Consider the following 16,023-nt stretch of genomic DNA (forward strand, 5'->3'; position numbering starts at 1 on the left):
GCTGCCGGCGGCGCGGGCCGGAGCGTGTCCCCCAAGGCGCAAAAACGCCCGCCGGACTGGTCCAACGGGCGCATCGCAGTCACGTCGCGAGACGTAAGGCGCCGGAGGCCGGCGCCGATCGCCCTCAGCGAATCACTTCTTCTTCATCGGCAGGAGGCCCTCGCGCTGCGCGCGCTTGCGGGCCAGCTTGCGGGCGCGGCGGACGGCTTCCGCCTTCTCGCGCGCCTTCTTCTCGGACGGCTTCTCATAATGACCGCGGAGCTTCATTTCGCGGAAGATGCCTTCGCGCTGCATCTTCTTCTTCAGGGCCTTCAGGGCCTGGTCGACATTGTTGTCGCGGACGAGAACCTGCACGTCGTGCCTCGGGTAGCGTTTGTCTCTGGGCGGACGGTCGCCGCGGACGGCGCCGGAAGCAAAAAACAAAAGGCCGACGCCCGCTGGTGTGCGAACGCCGCCATCGTCGGCGAAGCGTTTACCAGAGGGCTCAGGGGTTGTCTACGCGGATCGAGGCCTTATGCGCGCGAGGCGTCAGCCGATCGTCACCCGCGTGACGTGGCCCATCTTGCGGCCGGGCTTCGGCTCGCCCTTGCCGTAGAGATGGACGGCCGCGCCGGGCTCGGCCAGCAGCGCGCGCCAGCCGTTCGCCTCGGCGCCGAGCAGGTTGGTCATGACCACCCGCCCGCGGGTCGCGGTCGAGCCCAGCGGCCAGCCGGCGACGGCGCGCACATGCTGCTCGAACTGGCTGGTCTCGGCGCCCTCGATGGTCCAGTGGCCGGAATTGTGGACCCGCGGCGCGATCTCGTTGACGACGACCTTCTCGCCGGTCGGCCCCTCCACGAGGAACATTTCGACCGCGAACACGCCGACATACTGGAAGGCGTCGGCGATCTTGCGGGCGATCGCGACCGCGGAGGCCGCCGTCTCCGGCTTGATCGCCGCGGGGACGTGGGAAGAGCGCAGGATGTGGTTCTCGTGCCGGTTCTCGACCACGTCGAAAGCCGCGAACGAGCCGTCGCGCCCGCGCGCCGCCACCACCGACACCTCGGCGCGGAACGGCACGAAGGCCTCGAGGATCGCCGGCTGGCCGTTCATCATGGCGAGCGCCTGGTCGAGGCCGAGGCCCTCGCGCACCAGCACCTGGCCCTTGCCGTCATAACCGAAGCGGCGCGTCTTCAACACCGCCGGCCGGCCGATGGCGCCGACGGCGGCGGCCATGCTGGCGCGGTCGTGCACCTCCGCGAAGGCCGGCGTGGGCAGGCCGAGGTCGCGCAGGAAGGTCTTCTCGGTCAGCCGGTCCTGCGTGGTCGCGAGCGCGCGGGCGTCCGGGAACAGCGGGCTGTGGGAGGACACCAGCTCCGCGGTCGCGGCCGGAATGTTCTCGAACTCGTAGGTCACGACGTCGACGCTGTCGGCGAACAGCGCGAGCGCGGCCTCGTCGTCATAATTCGCGATCGTGCGCTCGGCCGCGACGTCGAAGGCGGGGCTGTGCGGATCGGGAGAGAACACATGCGCCTTGAGCCCGAGCGGTGCCGCTGCGAGCGCGATCATGCGGCCGAGCTGGCCGCCGCCGAGAATGCCGATCGTGGCGCCGGGGGCGAGGGGCGTCGCGGTCATGTCAGGACTCCGTCGGCCGGTCGGCCACGCCATCGGTCTGGGCGGCGCGCCAGGCGTCGAGCCGCTCCGCGAGGCTCGCGTCGGTAAGCGCAAGCACGGAGGCGGCGAGCAGGGCGGCGTTGACCGCGCCGGCGCGGCCGATCGCGAGCGTGCCGACGGGAACGCCGGCGGGCATCTGGACGATCGACAGCAGGCTGTCGAGGCCGGACAGCGTGTGCGACTGCACCGGCACGCCGAACACCGGCAGCGGCGTCATCGCCGCGACCATGCCCGGCAGGTGGGCGGCCCCGCCCGCGCCCGCGATGACGACCCGGAAGCCTTCGTCTCTCGCGCCCTTCGCGAAGGCGACGAGCCGGTCGGGCGTGCGGTGCGCGGAGACGATGCGCGCGTCATGCGCCACGCCGAGCGCCTTCAGCGTCTCGGAGGCGTGGCTCATGGTCGCCCAGTCGGACTGGCTGCCCATGACGATGGCGACAGGGGCCGCCTCGGCGCGGTCTTCCGCGACCATCGTTCGTAGCTCCGTGCGTGAGAAGGGATGGCCGGACGATAGGCGCCGCGGCGCCTGCGCGCAAGCGGGCCTTAGGTTCGCGGCGCGTTGACGCGGAAGCCCGGGCCGGCTCTGCTCGGTCTCGCGAGCCGCCCGCAGAGGCGTCCGCGGGAAACGTCGAAAAGGGAGGATGCGTCGATGAACCTCGCCGCAAAGCTGCGCCGCCGCGCCGCAGAAGGCCGGCCGGTCCGGGTCGGGCTGATCGGGGCCGGCAAGTTCGGCTCCATGTTCCTGTCCCAGGTCCGCACGACGCCGGGGCTGCATCTCATGGGGATCGCGGATCTCTCGGAGGCGCGGGCGAAGGCCGCGCTGGCGGCCACCGGCTGGGACGCCGAAGCCGCCGTCGCCGCGTCGTTCGAGGCGGCGCGCAAGGGCGGCGGCGTGATGCTGACGGAGGATTCCGAGGCGCTGATCCGCGCCGACGGTCTCGACGTCGTGATCGACGCCACCGGCAGCCCCGCCGCCGGCTGCCGCCACGCGCTGCTCGCCGCGGAGAACGGCCGGCACATGGTCATGGTCAACGTCGAGGCCGACGTGCTCGCCGGCCCCTATCTCGCCGACGCGTTCGCGCGCGCGGGGCTGGTCTACTCGCTCGCCTATGGCGACCAGCCGGCGCTGGTCTGCGAGATGGTCGACTGGGCGGAGGCCTGCGGCTTCCGGGTCGTGGCGGCGGGGAAGGGCACCAAGTACCTGCCGGCCTACCACGCCTCGACGCCGGACACGGTGTGGGACCATTACGGCCTCAGGGCCGAGGAGGCGGAACGCGCGGGCATGAACGCGCAGATGTTCAACTCCTTCCTCGACGGCACCAAGTCGGCGATCGAGATGGCGGCGATCGCCAACGCCACCGGGCTCAAGGCCCCGAAGGAGGGGCTCGCCTTTCCGCCCTGCGGCGCGCACGACCTCGCCCGGACGTTGAGGCCGCGGGCGGCCGGCGGCGTGCTGGAGGAGGCCGGCATGGTGGAGGTGGTGTCGAGCCTGGAGCGCGACGGGCGGCAGGTCATGAACGACCTGCGCTGGGGCGTCTATGTGGTGTTCGAGCCGGCGGACGAGGGCCCGCGCGGCGACTACGCCCGCCGGTGTTTTCGCGAGTACGGGGTCAGCGTCGACCCGTCCGGCCGCTACGCCTCGCTGCATCGCCCGTCGCATCTGATCGGTCTGGAGCTTGGCGTCAGCGTCGCCGCGGCCGCGCTGCGCGGGGAGGCGACCGGCGCGCCGACCGGCTTCCGCGCCGATGTGGCCGCCTGCGCCAAGAAGCCGCTCCGCGCCGGCGAGACGCTCGACGGGGAGGGCGGGTTCACGGTCTGGGGCAAGCTGATGCGGGCCGAGGATTCGCTCGCGCGCGGCGCGCTGCCGATCGGGCTCGCCCACGGCGTGCGGCTTGTCCGCGACGTCGCGGAAGGCGCGGTGCTCGGCTGGGACGACGTCGCGATCGGAGACGGGATCGCCGTCTCCACGCGCCGCGCGATGGAGCGCTGGGCGGCCGGCGCGGCGAAGGCGGCGGAGTGACCGCCGTCAGGCGATGATGTCGGGCGTAAGCTGGTCCTCGAGGAACGACATCCGGTCCTTGAGCCCCAGCTTGCGCTTCTTCAGGCGCTGGATCTGCAGCCGGTCGCCGGCGCCGACGCGCTCGAGCGCCTCGATGGCGGTGTCGAGATCGCGATGCTCCTCCTTGAGGCGAGCGAGCTCTTCCCGCGCCGCCAGCTCCTCGGCCCGCGCGTCGTCCTCCCGTCTCGCCATCGACCCCCGTCCATGCCACGCCACGCGCCGTTCCGGCGGAGTATCGCCGCGCGGCCGGCGCCGGGCAAGGGCGGCCATGGAGTCGCGCAAGTGTGATCTAAAGTCGACGCGCAAGAAGGTTCGACAGGGCCGGTCGTTCGTGACATGCTCATGACGTCAAGACCAGACGAGGGAGACGTGCTTCATGTCCATCGAGTCGCATCTTGTTGAGCTGGAGAAGAAGCATCGCGCCATCGAGCGTGAGATTGAACTGGAACTCGCTCATCCGAATACGGATGATGTCAAGGTTACGACGTTGAAACGCAAGAAATTGCGGATCAAGGATGAAATCGTAAGGCTGGCCCCGACGGGGGCTACGGTTCACTAGCCTTCTGCGAAGGCCCATTCATCTTCGCTGCTATGCGCCGTCGACCTGCAGGGCCGGCGGCGTTTTCATGTCTGATGCATAATGGCGACAGGTCCCGAGGATCGTGCGCGGCGCGGCTTGCGGACCGATCAGCTTACGGGTATTTACGTAGCCGTTCGGCTTTAACCCTTGGGTCTGGAGGGACGTGCATGACAGCGATCATCGCCTTCGCCGCCTCCGGCCGGCCGCCCCGCCGCTAGGCCAGACCTGCGCGCGGTCCGCCGCGGCGCCCGCCGAATTTTCTCCGCTTCATCCGTGATGTTTCACTGCGTGGCGTGATCGCCGCGTCGGCTCCTGCCGCCGTCGCGTCTGCGCGCCTCCGCGTCTTGTTTCAGGAGCCGGCCCGCGTCCTCGCGCGGCCGGGAGCCGTCATGACCGTTTCGACTTCCCTCAGGGACGCGCCGTTCGCGCGCTCCATGCGTTTCGTTTTCGAGCACTGGGCCCGTCAGCCCGGCCGCGTGGCGCTGATCGCGGGCGCGATGGCGCTCGCGACGCTGGCCGACGTCGCCATCCCGGTTTTCGCCGGGCGGCTGGTGGACGCCTTCGCGAGCGCCGACCGCGACTCAGGGCTCGACGCGGCGCTGTGGTCGTTCGCGGCCATCGTCACGCTGTCGGCGATGATCGCGGGCTTCCGCGCGCTCGCCTTCATGACCGTCATCCCCATGACGCAGACCATCATGAAGGACGCCGCGGCGGAAGCTTTCGCGCGGGTGCAGCGGCTGTCGACCGACTGGCACGCGAACAACTTCGCGGGCTCCACGGTGCGCAAGGTCACGCGCGGCATGTGGGCCATCGACCAGTTCAACGATCTGCTGCTGATGGCGCTCGCGCCCTCGCTGCTGGTGCTGGTCGCCTCGACCGCGGTGCTGGCGGCGCACTGGCCGCTGATGGGCCTCGTCACCCTCGTCGGCGCCGTCGCCTATGTCGCGACGACGGTCGCGATCTCGCTGCTGTGGGTCGCGCCGGCGGCGCAGCTTTCGAACGCGTGGGACACGAAGCTCGGCGGCGTGATGGCCGACGCCGTCACCTGCAACGCGGTGGTGAAGGCCTTCGGCGCCGAGGCGCGCGAGGAGCGCCGGCTCGGCTTCGTCATGGACAAGTGGAGCCGGCGGACGACGCGGACCTGGCGGCGCGGCACCTGGAACGGCGTGCTGCAGAACCTCATCCTGATGCTGCTGCGCGCGGCGACGCTCGGCCTCGGCGTCTGGCTGTGGTGGACGGGGCAGGCGACCGCGGGCGACGCCGCCTTCCTGCTCACGATGTTCGCGGTGATCCACGGCTATCTGCGCGACGTCGGCATGCATGTCGCGGACCTGCAGCGCGCGGTGAACGACCTGCAGGAGCTGGTCGAGCTGCACGGCGTGCCGGTCGGCGTCGAGGATCGGCCGGGCGCGGTTTCGATCGCGGTCGGGCAGGGGCGGATCGCGTTCGAGAACGTGACGTTCCACTATTCCGGCCACGCGACGCCGCTCTACCGCGACCTCTCTGTCGTGATCGAGGGCGGCGAACGGGTCGGTCTCGTCGGCCATTCCGGCTCGGGCAAGACCACCTTCGTCAAGCTGGTCCAGCGCCTCTACGACGCGACCGCCGGCCGGGTGACGATCGACGGGCAGGACGTCGCGCAGGCGACGCAGGCGTCGCTCAGGGCGCAGATCGCGATCGTCCCGCAGGAGCCGACGCTGTTCCACCGCTCGCTCGCCGAGAACATCGCCTACGCCCGTCCGGGCGCGACGATGGCGGAGATCGAGCGCGCGGCCCGGCTCGCCAACGCCCACGGCTTCATCTCGAAGCTGCCAAAGGGCTACGGCACGCTGGTCGGCGAGCGCGGGGTCAAGCTCTCGGGCGGCGAGCGCCAGCGGGTCGCGATCGCCCGCGCCTTCCTGGCCGACGCCCCCGTGCTGATTCTGGATGAGGCGACGTCGAGCCTCGATTCGGAATCGGAGGCGGCGATCCAGGAGGCGATCGAGCGGCTGATGATCGGCCGCACCACGGTCGTCATCGCGCACCGGCTGTCCACCGTGCGCGCCATGGACCGCATCCTGGTGTTCGACGCCGGTAGGATCGTCGAGCAGGGCGACCATGAGGCGCTGGTCGCCCGCGAAGGCGGCGTCTACCGCCGCCTGTTCGAGCGCCAGAGCGGCGAACAGGCCGAGGTCGTCGCGGCCTGACGGCCGGGCGGCGGCGGAGCAGGCCTTCGGGCTTCCGCCGCCGCCCGCGATTGACGAGGGCTGCGGCCGCGGTCCACAAGCCTATCCCGCCCTCGTTCCGGCGCGCTTCCGACCGAAGGACCCAGGCCCATGCCGATCGCCAGCATGACAGGCTTCGCGCGCGTCTCGGGCGGGCTCGGCGACGCCTGCTGGACCTGGGAGATCCGCAGCGTCAACGCCAAGGGGCTGGACCTGCGGCTGCGCACCCCGCCGGGTTTCGACGCGATCGAACCGGCGGCCCGCGCCGCCGCCGCCGCGCGGCTCAAGCGCGGGACCGCCCACGCGACGCTGACCTTCGCCGGCGCTGCGCGCGCCGTGGAGGCGCGCGTCAACGAGGCGGCGCTCGCGGCGGTGCTCGCCGCCGCGGCCGCGATCGCGGCCCGGCTGCCGGACGCCGCGCCGCCGACGATCGACGGCCTGCTGGCGCAGCGCGGCGTGGTCGAACTCGTGGAGGCGGACGAATCCCCGGAGGAGCGCGCGGCGCTCGAATCCGCGGCGCTCGCCGACTTCGAACGCGCGCTCGACGAGCTCGCCGCCATGCGCGCCGCCGAGGGCGCGGCGCTCGACGCCGTGCTTGCCGAGAGGCTGTCGACGATCGCCGAGCTCACCGCGCGCGCCGACGCCTGCCCCGCGCGTGGCCCCGAGGCGGTGCGCGCCCGGCTCGCCGAACAGGTGGCCGCGCTGCTGGGCGCCAGTCCCGCGCTCGACCCCGACCGCCTGCATCAGGAAGCGGCGCTGCTCGCCTCCCGCGCCGATATCCGCGAGGAGCTCGACCGGCTCGCGGCCCACGTGGCCGCGGCGCGCAAGCTGCTTGAGGAGGGCGGCGCCGTCGGCCGGAAGCTCGATTTCCTGGCGCAGGAGCTCGGCCGCGAGGCGAACACCCTGTCCGCCAAGGCCAACGACCGCAGCCTCTCGGCGATCGGCCTCGAGCTCAAGGCCGTGGTCGAGCAGTTCCGCGAGCAGGTCCAGAACGTGGAGTGAGCGCGATGACGACCGAACCCGTAGTCGCCAAGAAGGATATGGTCCGCCGCGGCGTCGTGCTCGTGCTGTCGTCGCCGTCGGGCGCCGGCAAGTCCACGCTGACGCGCGCGCTGATGGAGAGCGCCGCGGGGCTCACGGTCTCGATCTCCGTCACCACCCGTCCCCGTCGCGGCAGCGAGATCGACGGCGTCCACTACCACTTCATCACCCAGCGCCAGTTCGAGTCGATGCGCGACGCGGGCGAACTGCTGGAATGGGCGACGGTGCACGGCAACAGCTACGGAACGCCGCGCGAGCCGGTGGAGAAGGCGCTCGCCGAGGGCAAGGACATCCTGTTCGACATCGACTGGCAGGGCGCGCTGCAAGCGCGCGAGGCGATGCCGGACGACGTCGCCAGCGTGTTCGTGCTGCCGCCCTCCGCGGCCGAGCTTCGCGCGCGGCTGGAGCGCCGGGCCGAGGACGCGCCGGAGGTCATCCTGAAGCGCCTCAGAAACGCGGCCGTCGAGATCGCGCGCTGGACGGAATACGACTACGTCGTCGTCAACGACGACCTCGACCGCTGCTTCAACGAGATCCGCTCGATCCTCGAGGCCGAGCGGCTGCGCCGCGCGCGCCGCGTCGCGATCGGGGAGTTCGCCGACAGGCTGGCGGAGGAACTGGCCGAAACGCTGATCTGACGCGCGGTCAGCGCGTCGCAACCCACGCGTTGGCGAGCGCGACGAAGCCCTCGACCGAGACCTCCTCCGCCCGGCGGGTCGGCTCGATCCGGGCGGCGTCGAGCAGCGCCAACGGGTCGCCGAGGCTCTTGAGGCTCTGGCGCAACATCTTGCGTCGCTGGCCGAAGGCGGCCTGCGTCACCGTTTCGAGCGCCTTGACCGCGCAGGGCAGGGGCTGCGGCCGCGGCTCCAGCCGCACGACCGAGGACACCACCTTCGGCGGCGGGGTGAAGGCCTGCGGGTTCACGTCGAAGGCGATCTTCGCCTCGCAGCGCCAGCCGCACATGACGGCCAGCCGGCCATAGGCGCTGTCGCCCGGCCGCGCCACGATGCGCTCGGCCACCTCGCGCTGGAACATCAGCGTCAGCCCGTCCCACCAGGGCGGCCAGCGGTCCGCCGCGACCCATCCCAGCAGCAGCGGCGTCGCGACGTTGTAGGGCAGGTTGGCGATCACCCGCGCAGGGCCGTCGCCCGCGAGCGCGCCCATGTCGACCTCGAGCGCGTCGCCCTCGACCACGTCGAGCCGGCCGGGATAGCGCGCGGCGATCTCGGCGAGGGCCGCCAGCGCGCGGGCGTCCTTTTCGATCGCGACGACCCGTCGCGCGCCCTCCGCCAGCAGCGCGCGGGTGAGGCCGCCGGGGCCGGGCCCGACCTCGACCACCGTCACGCCGTCGAGGCGGCCGCCGGTCCGGGCGATGCGCGCGGTGAGGTTGAGATCCAGCAGGAAGTTCTGGCCGAGCGACTTCTTCGGCGCGAGGTCGTGCCGCTGGATGACGTCGCGCAGAGGCGGCAGATCGTCGATCGCGCTCACGCGAGCGCCGGCTCCCGCGACAGCCGCCGCGCGAGGACGAGCGCCGCGAGCAGGCTCGCGGGATCGCCGACGCCCGTGCCGGCGATGTCGAAGGCGGTGCCGTGGTCGGGCGAGGTGCGCACGAAGGGCAGGCCGAGCGTCACGTTCACCGCGCGGTCGAAAGCCAGCGTCTTCACCGGGATCAGCGCCTGATCGTGATACATGCAGAGCGCGGCGTCGTAGCGGGCGCGCGCCGCCGCGTGGAACATGGTGTCGGCCGGGTGCGGGCCGGTCGCCATGATCCCTTCCGCCTTCAGCCGGCGGACGGCGGGGGCGACGACGGCCTCGTCTTCCAGTCCGAGCAGCCCGTCCTCGCCCGCATGCGGGTTGAGCCCGGCGACGGCGAGCCGCGGCGCGTCGATGCGGAAGCGCCGGCGCAGGTCGCGCGCGACGATGCGGCCGGTTTCGACGATCTCGTCCTCGGTCAGCAGCGCCGGAACCCGGTTGAGCGGCACATGCACCGTGACCGGGACGACGGCGATCTCCTCGGCCCACAGCAGCATGACCGCGCGGGCGGGCGCGCCCCACAGCGTCTCGGCGAGATGGCCGAGATATTCGGTGTGCCCGGGATGCGGAAAGCCGGCTTCGGCGAGCGGCGCCTTGGCGATCGGCGCGGTGACGAGCGCGGCGCAGCGCCCGGCGTGGACCAGTTCGACGCCGATCCGGATCGCGGAGACCACGGTCTCGGCGTCGCGGGGATCGGGTCGGCCGGGCTCGGCGCGGCAGCGCCGGCCGACGGGCGTCACGGGAAAGCGTTCGGCGAACACGGCCTCGGCCGCCTCGGGCTCGACCTCGGCGATCGGAGCCTCGATTCCGAGCAGGGCCGCGCGTTCGGCGTAGACGGCGGGATCGCCGAGGGCTGCGAAGGCCGGCGTCGCGCGGGCGCGTCGCTCGCTCCAGAGCCTGAGCGCGAGGTCCGGTCCGATCCCGGCCGGCTCGCCCATGCTGAGCGCGAGCGGACGGCCGAGGTCGGCGGGCGCGGTCATCCCTGGCTGAGGACCTGGATGATCGCGCGCGACTTGAGCTGCTCGAGATACTTCTTCGCCTGCTCCTCGAGCTCCTTGCCGCCGGTGTCGTCCAGCGCCTGACGGCGGAGCATGTTGTCGTCGGCGATGTCCTTGCGCTCGCAGACCGCGATCATCTCGAGGCCCTGCTCGCCGCGCTCCGGCGCGGTCAGGGACCCGAGCTTCACCTTGGACAGGTTTTCGTTGAGCTCCTTGCCGAGCGACGCCGAGGAGCGCGTCACCGGCTCCTTCACGGCGACGTCGCGCAGGCTGGTCGCGAACTGCACCGCCTGGTCGCAGCCGGGGAAACGGGCGCGGGCGGCGTTGGCCTCGGCGCGGCGCTGGTTCACCTGGGCCTCGGTCGCGCCCTTCGGCAGCACGAAGATCACCTGGCGCAGCGTGTACTGGATGGCGCGGTTGTCGATCTGGCCGCCGCGGTTGGCGGCGGAGGCTATGGCGGTCTTTTCACGGGCGGCGGCCTGGGCCGCGAACTTGCGGCGCACGAGCATCGCCCAGGTCATCTCCGCCTTAAGGCGGCTCTTCAGCGTCTGCGCGCTGACGCCGCGCTGGCCGATCGCCTGCGTGAACTGGGCCGGAGTGAGCTTGGTGCGCTGCGCGATCGAGGCGAAGGCGGCGTCCACCTGCGCGTCGCTCGCCTCCATGCCGTAGCGCTTCGCCTCGGCGACCTTCAGCTTTTCGTCGATCAGCTCGTCGCGGGCGGCCGCGACGCCGCCGCCCTTGCCGCCGCCGGCGAGCGCGATCAGCGCCGCGCGGCTCTTGATCTCGCTCGACAGGATCGGCTGGCCGTTGACGACCACCGCGACCGACTGGGCGCGGGCGGGCGCGGCCGCGGCGGCCAGGCAGGCTAGAGCGACGAACAGACGAAGACGCGTCGACATGGCTAGGCGGTCCCACTTGATCCCCGGCGTCGCGCGATCTCCCCACGAAACCACGCGCAGCAACGGCGTCTTTTTCCGGCGCGACGGCGCCTGCGTCAACCGCGACGCCCGTCGGGGCCGTTCACTGAAGGGTGTTGGCGCGGCTGGATTCGCTGTCGAAAACGTCCGACGACGAACTCGTGGAGGCGCTGACGGAGCCCAGCGTCCGCAGATCGACCCGCAGCAGGAACCGGTGGTCGATCGAGTCCAGCCGGCTCGCGCTGGTGTCGACGTCGTATTCGCGGATGTAGTCGAACGCGAGCGAGATGCAGTCCTGGATGTTGTTGACGCCGAAGCCGACCTGGGTGCGGTCGAACTCGTTGCGGTCGAAATTGTAGCGGGCGCCGCCGCCGACATAGAGGTCCTTGGTGACGAACACCCGGGCGCCGGCGAGGACGCCTTCGCGGATGTCGTCGTAGCCGAGCTTGGCCTGCCTGTCATAGCGGCCGTAGGCGACATTGGCCTGGAAGCGGTCGAGCGTGGCGCGGCCTTCGATCTCGGCGGAGCGCACCGCGAAGCTGTCCTCGTCGAACCGGAAATGCGTGCCGAGCGCGAAGTTCGTCGTCGGCACGATCGTGAAGCCGGCGACGTAGTCCGACCGCGTCGTCTCGAGCCCGGAATCGAGGCCGGTGCGGGTCGCGTCGAGCCCGCCCTTGGCGAACGAGTTGCGGCCGAACAGGTGATAGGACTGGCCGAACATGACGTTGAACATCGCGCCGCTGTTCATCGTCAGGGTGTACTGCAGCCCCACATTGGCGCGGCTGCCGCCCTCGACGCGGTCGTAGCCGGAGAACTTGTCCCAGGCGAACAGCGTGGTGTCGTCGAAGGTCAGGCTCTGGGCGTCCTCGTTCGGCAGGTCGCCGATGTTGGTCTCGTTCGGACGCAGCAGGATCTGGGCGATCGGCTCGATCTGGTGGGTGCCGTAGCTGCTCTGGGCGACGAACGGGTAGCGGTATTCGAGCCCGACGCCGGCCATGCCGCGCAGCAGCGCGTCCTGGCCGTTGTCGAGGAACGGCCCGAGCCGGGCGTCGTCATCCGGGTTCGTGTAGATCAGGTCGCCGCGCACGAAGGCGAACGGCGTCCAGACCTGTCCGATCGGGTCGATGAAGCGGCGGCGCCACTGGGCGTCGGCGGAAAGGCGGCTGTAGGTGCCCGCGGCGCCGATCACGGCGACGTCGTTGCGCGGGCCGACGCCGAGCCGGCCACGGCGGTACTCGCTCTCCTCGCGGTAGAGGCTGGTCGCGTTGAGGTTGAACGCGAGCTCGCCGCCCTGGACCGGATCCTCGAACACGTAGTTGTAGTCGAGCACCGGCGCGACGTTCGGCAGGCGGTCCTGCCGGTCGTAGCGGGTCATGCCGTAGAAGTGGTAGCCGCGCAGATCGAACCAGCTCCGGTCGCCCTGGCCCTGCAGGTAGAGCGTGGAGACCGCCGTGCGGCTGCTGCCCCAGAGGCTGTAGTCGCCGCGCACCCACTTGTCCGAGTACAGGCTGACGTCCCAGCCGAACGTCCACTTGTCGTTGATGGCGAACCGGCCGTCGGTTGAGAACGCCCAGCGGTTTTTCTTGTCGCCGGGGCCGACCGTCAGGCTGTTGGGATCGGATGAATCCAGCTTGTCGTTGAACTCGTCCGCGTCGAGCTGGTGGATGCCGGCGGCCCGGATCGAGTAGGCGCCATCGATCAGGCGGTGCCGGAACTCACCCTTCATCATCACGCCCTGCTTGGACGTGAACATCGGCGACAGGGTCGCGTCCATATTGGGCGCGATCGCCCAGAAGTACGGCGTCTCCAGCGTGTAGCCGAGGTCGGAGGCGTGCCCCACGCTCGGCGCGAGGAAGCCGGACTTGCGCTTCACCGACGGATCGGGATGCGAGAAGAACGGCAGCCACGCGATCGGCTGGCCCCACAGCTCGAAGGTGGCGTCCTCGTAATAGACCATCTTCTCGTCTTCGCGGAAGATGATGCGCTTGGCCTTGATCTGCCAGAGCGGCGGCTTCTCGGGGTTCTCGCGGCAGGGCTCACAGGCGGTGTAGACGCCGCGGTCGAACACCGAGAGCTTGCCCTCCTCCCGCCGCCCGCGGGCCGCGGCGAAGCGCGTGCGGTCGGTGGTGTGGACGCGCAGCGAATCAACGAAGCCGTCGCGGAAGTCGTCGGTCAGGTCGAGGCTGTCGGCGTAGACGATGTTGCCGTCGCGCTCGGTGAGCTTGACGTTGCCGGCCGCCCGCACGCGGTTCTTCTTCTGGTCGTAGATCACCCGCTCGGCCTGCAGGGCGCGGCCGTCATAATAGATGTCGACCGGCCCGACCGCGGTCACGACCTCGGTGTTGTAGTCGTAGACGAGCTCCTTGGCCTCCATCAGCATCCGCGCGTTGGGATCGCGGCGCTGGAGTGAGCCGCCATCGACCACCGCGCCGCCGCCGAGGGCGTTCGGCAGCCCGCGCGACTTGGCGTTCTGGTGCTTGGGCGGAGCAGGGATGAACTCGTTCGCGACCTGCGCGGACGCGGTCGCGCCGAGCGCGAGCAGCGAAGCGGAGCCGAGAAGCGCGAGGGCTGCGATGCGGGACGTCAGCACGGCGACAGGCCGCGCCTTCCGCGCGCGATGGAGAGCGGCGCGGCGCGTAGCGAGCGTCATCCGTCCTCCTGATTCAACAACACGGTAACGCTCATGAGACACCCGACGATCGCGGGAAGCCAGGCCGCCGCGACGGGGTGCATCAAGCCCGCCGCCCCCAGATCGTCGGCGAACTCGGTGACGACATAAAGCACGAAGCCTGCGGCCACGCCACCGAGAATCGTCCGCGCCACGCCGCCGAAGCGGAAGAAGCGCAGCGCGACCGTGGCCGCGATCAGCACCATCGCGATCAGGAGGGCCGGGCGGGCGAGAAGCTCTTGAAGTTGAAGCTGGTGCCGGAGCGGCGAAAGCCCGGCGCGGCCTGCGAGCGCGATCGCGTCGGGCAGGTCCCAGAACCCCACCATGGTCTTCGCGCCGAGGGTCTCGCGCACCTGGGCGGCGGAGAGATTCGTCGCGAGGCGGTAACGCGGCAGCACCTGGGGCTCGCGCCCGACCGCTATGACGCGCGCCTCGTCGAGGTCCCAGGCGTCGGCGACGAGCCGCGCGGTGCGGGCCTCGATTCGCTCCCGGAACTCGCCGTCGGGCGTGAAGCTGAACACGGTCACGCCGTTCAGCGTGACGCCGGAGCTCGAGGCGGAGCTGGCGCGGATGATGGCCTGGCCGTCCATGCTTCGCTGGCGGATCCAGCGCGCCTGGGTCGACGTCGATCCGGCGTTGGCGAACAGCCGGCTCTCCATGCGTTCGGCGCGATCCTGCATGTGCGCGGCGATCGGATTGAAGGCGGCGGTCGCGACCACGCCGACCAGCGCCGCGACCGCGACCGCGGGCGTCAGGAACTGCCAGGCGGAGACGCCGCTCGCGCGCGCGATCACCAGCTCCAGCCGCCGGCTCAGCATGACGAAGGCGCCGAGGGCGCCGAACAGCACGGCGAAGGGCAGCACCCGCTCCACGATCGCCGGCACGCGGTGCAGCGAGAGGTTCGCGATCGTCGCGATCGAGGCGTTGGAGGCGTCGCCGGCGCGCCGCAGCAGCTCGACGAAGTCGATGACGAAGACGAGCAGCAGCGAGCCCGCGATCACGGCGACGATCGTGGTCGCGACCCGCGCCGCAAGGTAGCGCGCGAGCGTGCCGGTGAGGGCGTTGACCCCCGTGCTCATGCGCGCGCCGCCGCGACCGGACCGGATGCGCCGGGGCGCGGACCCGCCGCGCGGGGCCGCCGGAAGGCGAAGGCCAGCGCCGCGGCTCCGGCGAGGATCGGCAGGGCGTAGACCGCGGCCACGGCCCAGGCGGTGGAGACCAGCAGGTTGGTCACGCCGAGCCCGGCGATGCGCGTCGCGGCCACCGCCACGACCGCCGCGAGGATCGCGGTCGCCCGGCTCTGGCGCGTCGTCCGGGGGCGGCCGAGGGCCGCGAAAGCGATGAGCATGAACGCGACCGGATAGAGCGGATTGACCAGCCGCTCGTGAAGCTCCGCCCGGAAGCGGCCCGGCTGCGCCTTGTAGGCGCTGTCGTTGGCGTCCGGAGACATGAGCTCCGAAGTGTAGCGCTCGCGTGGTTTATAGGACGTGACCTCGCTCGCGCCCGTGAACGGCGAGAGGTCGAAAGCGTAGCGCTGGAACACCACGATGGCGGGGTCCTTGCCGGCGGATTCCCGCCGCTGCACCGAGCCGTCCTCCAGCACGAGGAAGGTCGAGCCCCGCTCCTCGACGATCTGGCCGCGCTCGGCGAGGTAGGTCACCTCCTGCGGCGCGTCGCGCGCGTCCTGCACGAAGATGCCGAGCAGCGCTCCGCCGCGGCGTTCGCGGACATGGACGACGAGGTTGTTCTCGATCCGGGTGAACTGGCCCTCGCGCAGGATGTTGGCGACCACGTCGGCGCGGACCTGGGTGAGCTGCGTCCGGAGCAGGCGCAGCGATTCCGGGATCGCCCACACGCTCATGAGCCCGACGAAGGTCGACACGATCAGGGCGAGCGCGAGCAGCGGCCGCAGCAGCCGGCCCGGACCGACGCCGGCCGCGCTCATCACCACGATCTCCGAATCGCCGTTCAGCCGGTTCAGCGCCCAGGCCGCCGCGCCGAACAGCGCCACCGGCGCGAGAATCACGGAAAGCGACGGGATCGTCAGGCCGGTGATCGCGAAGAAGATCCAGATCGTCTGGCCCTTGGCGGTGACCAGGTCGAGTTCGCGCAGCGCCTGCGTGGTCCAGATCACGGCCGTCAGGATCACGAGGATCCCGATGAAGGCCTTGGCCGTCAGTCCGAAGATGTAGCGTTCGACAAGCGGCATACCGTCTGACCAGGCGCACGGCCGCCGCGGCGGCCGTGAACGCGTCTCCCGCGCCCACTTGAATGCCGGATCGCGCGCCCGCGCAAGCGCGCCGCCTGCGCGACGCCGTCGCGGGCGCTGGAAGGCGGCGGACCTGTCGTATAGATGTGACGCCGACGCTTGCC

14 protein-coding genes and 1 pseudogene are annotated in these 16,023 nt (G+C 71.2%); 5 read left to right on the forward strand and 10 right to left on the reverse strand.

Annotated features, from left to right (window positions below; genetic code table 11):
* Positions 1-135 precede the first annotated feature (135 nt).
* The 3 genes and pseudogenes from rpsU to purE form a co-directional block, all read right to left on the reverse strand.
* A pseudogene (gene rpsU, locus ACFSCV_RS06640) lies at positions 136-354 on the reverse strand (30S ribosomal protein S21); the annotation flags it as partial.
* A gap of 174 nt (positions 355-528) precedes the next feature.
* On the reverse strand, positions 529-1,614 hold the full coding sequence (locus ACFSCV_RS06645; protein ID WP_378798202.1) for a 5-(carboxyamino)imidazole ribonucleotide synthase: 1,086 nt from the start codon (positions 1,612-1,614) through the stop codon (positions 529-531).
* Between the two features lies 1 nt (position 1,615).
* Entirely contained in the window at positions 1,616-2,122 is a 507-nt protein-coding gene (gene purE / locus ACFSCV_RS06650) for a 5-(carboxyamino)imidazole ribonucleotide mutase (RefSeq protein WP_378798204.1), read from the reverse strand.
* Positions 2,123-2,299: 177 nt separating this feature from the next.
* Between purE and ACFSCV_RS06655 the strand changes: the two genes are divergently transcribed.
* On the forward strand, positions 2,300-3,670 hold the full coding sequence (locus tag ACFSCV_RS06655) for an NAD(P)H-dependent oxidoreductase (RefSeq protein WP_378798206.1): 1,371 nt from the start codon (positions 2,300-2,302) through the stop codon (positions 3,668-3,670).
* 6 nt (positions 3,671-3,676) lie between these two features.
* On the opposite strand, the gene ACFSCV_RS06660 is transcribed toward ACFSCV_RS06655, so the two are convergent.
* Positions 3,677-3,901, reverse strand: coding sequence for a YdcH family protein (locus ACFSCV_RS06660; RefSeq protein WP_271200446.1), 225 nt, complete (start codon positions 3,899-3,901; stop codon positions 3,677-3,679).
* A gap of 184 nt (positions 3,902-4,085) precedes the next feature.
* On the opposite strand from ACFSCV_RS06660, the gene ACFSCV_RS06665 reads away from it, so the two are divergent.
* The 4 genes from ACFSCV_RS06665 to gmk all read left to right on the forward strand — a co-directional run bounded on the left by ACFSCV_RS06665 (position 4,086) and on the right by gmk (position 8,172).
* Positions 4,086-4,268: a YdcH family protein gene (locus ACFSCV_RS06665; RefSeq protein ID WP_378798209.1), complete on the forward strand. Its 183-nt coding sequence runs from the start codon at positions 4,086-4,088 to the stop codon at positions 4,266-4,268.
* Between the two features lie 410 nt (positions 4,269-4,678).
* Positions 4,679-6,475 carry an ABC transporter ATP-binding protein gene (locus tag ACFSCV_RS06670; RefSeq protein ID WP_378798211.1) on the forward strand — a complete coding sequence of 599 codons (1,797 nt, stop codon included), beginning with the start codon at positions 4,679-4,681 and terminating at the stop codon, positions 6,473-6,475.
* A gap of 129 nt (positions 6,476-6,604) precedes the next feature.
* Positions 6,605-7,495 (forward strand): YicC/YloC family endoribonuclease, encoded by an 891-nt coding sequence (locus ACFSCV_RS06675; RefSeq protein ID WP_378798213.1) that lies wholly within the window; start codon positions 6,605-6,607, stop codon positions 7,493-7,495.
* A 5-nt stretch (positions 7,496-7,500) separates the two neighbouring features.
* Positions 7,501-8,172 carry a guanylate kinase gene (gene gmk / locus ACFSCV_RS06680; RefSeq protein ID WP_378798215.1) on the forward strand — a complete coding sequence of 224 codons (672 nt, stop codon included), beginning with the start codon at positions 7,501-7,503 and terminating at the stop codon, positions 8,170-8,172.
* Between the two features lie 7 nt (positions 8,173-8,179).
* On the opposite strand, the gene rsmA is transcribed toward gmk, so the two are convergent.
* The 6 genes from rsmA to lptF all read right to left on the reverse strand — a co-directional run bounded on the left by rsmA (position 8,180) and on the right by lptF (position 15,859).
* Positions 8,180-9,022: a 16S rRNA (adenine(1518)-N(6)/adenine(1519)-N(6))-dimethyltransferase RsmA gene (gene rsmA, locus ACFSCV_RS06685; protein WP_378798217.1), complete on the reverse strand. Its 843-nt coding sequence runs from the start codon at positions 9,020-9,022 to the stop codon at positions 8,180-8,182.
* A complete protein-coding gene (pdxA, locus tag ACFSCV_RS06690; RefSeq protein WP_378798219.1) occupies positions 9,019-10,047 on the reverse strand; it encodes a 4-hydroxythreonine-4-phosphate dehydrogenase PdxA in 1,029 nt (342 codons plus the stop codon). Before pdxA ends, rsmA begins: the two co-directional genes overlap by 4 nt.
* The gene (locus tag ACFSCV_RS06695; protein ID WP_378798221.1) at positions 10,044-10,964 is read right to left on the reverse strand and encodes a SurA N-terminal domain-containing protein; all 921 of its coding nucleotides are present in this window, start codon (positions 10,962-10,964) and stop codon (positions 10,044-10,046) included. The genes pdxA and ACFSCV_RS06695 overlap by 4 nt, the downstream gene beginning before the upstream one ends.
* Before the next feature lie 121 nt (positions 10,965-11,085).
* Positions 11,086-13,632 carry an LPS-assembly protein LptD gene (locus ACFSCV_RS06700; protein WP_378798223.1) on the reverse strand — a complete coding sequence of 849 codons (2,547 nt, stop codon included), beginning with the start codon at positions 13,630-13,632 and terminating at the stop codon, positions 11,086-11,088.
* On the reverse strand, positions 13,629-14,729 hold the full coding sequence (gene lptG, locus ACFSCV_RS06705) for an LPS export ABC transporter permease LptG (protein ID WP_378798225.1): 1,101 nt from the start codon (positions 14,727-14,729) through the stop codon (positions 13,629-13,631). Before lptG ends, ACFSCV_RS06700 begins: the two co-directional genes overlap by 4 nt.
* On the reverse strand, positions 14,726-15,859 hold the full coding sequence (lptF, locus tag ACFSCV_RS06710) for an LPS export ABC transporter permease LptF (RefSeq protein WP_378798227.1): 1,134 nt from the start codon (positions 15,857-15,859) through the stop codon (positions 14,726-14,728). The genes lptG and lptF overlap by 4 nt, the downstream gene beginning before the upstream one ends.
* Positions 15,860-16,023 lie beyond the last annotated feature (164 nt).

It is taken from the genome of Methylopila henanensis, assembly GCF_042681025.1.
GTDB classification, from domain to species: domain Bacteria; phylum Pseudomonadota; class Alphaproteobacteria; order Rhizobiales; family Methylopilaceae; genus Methylopila; species Methylopila henanensis.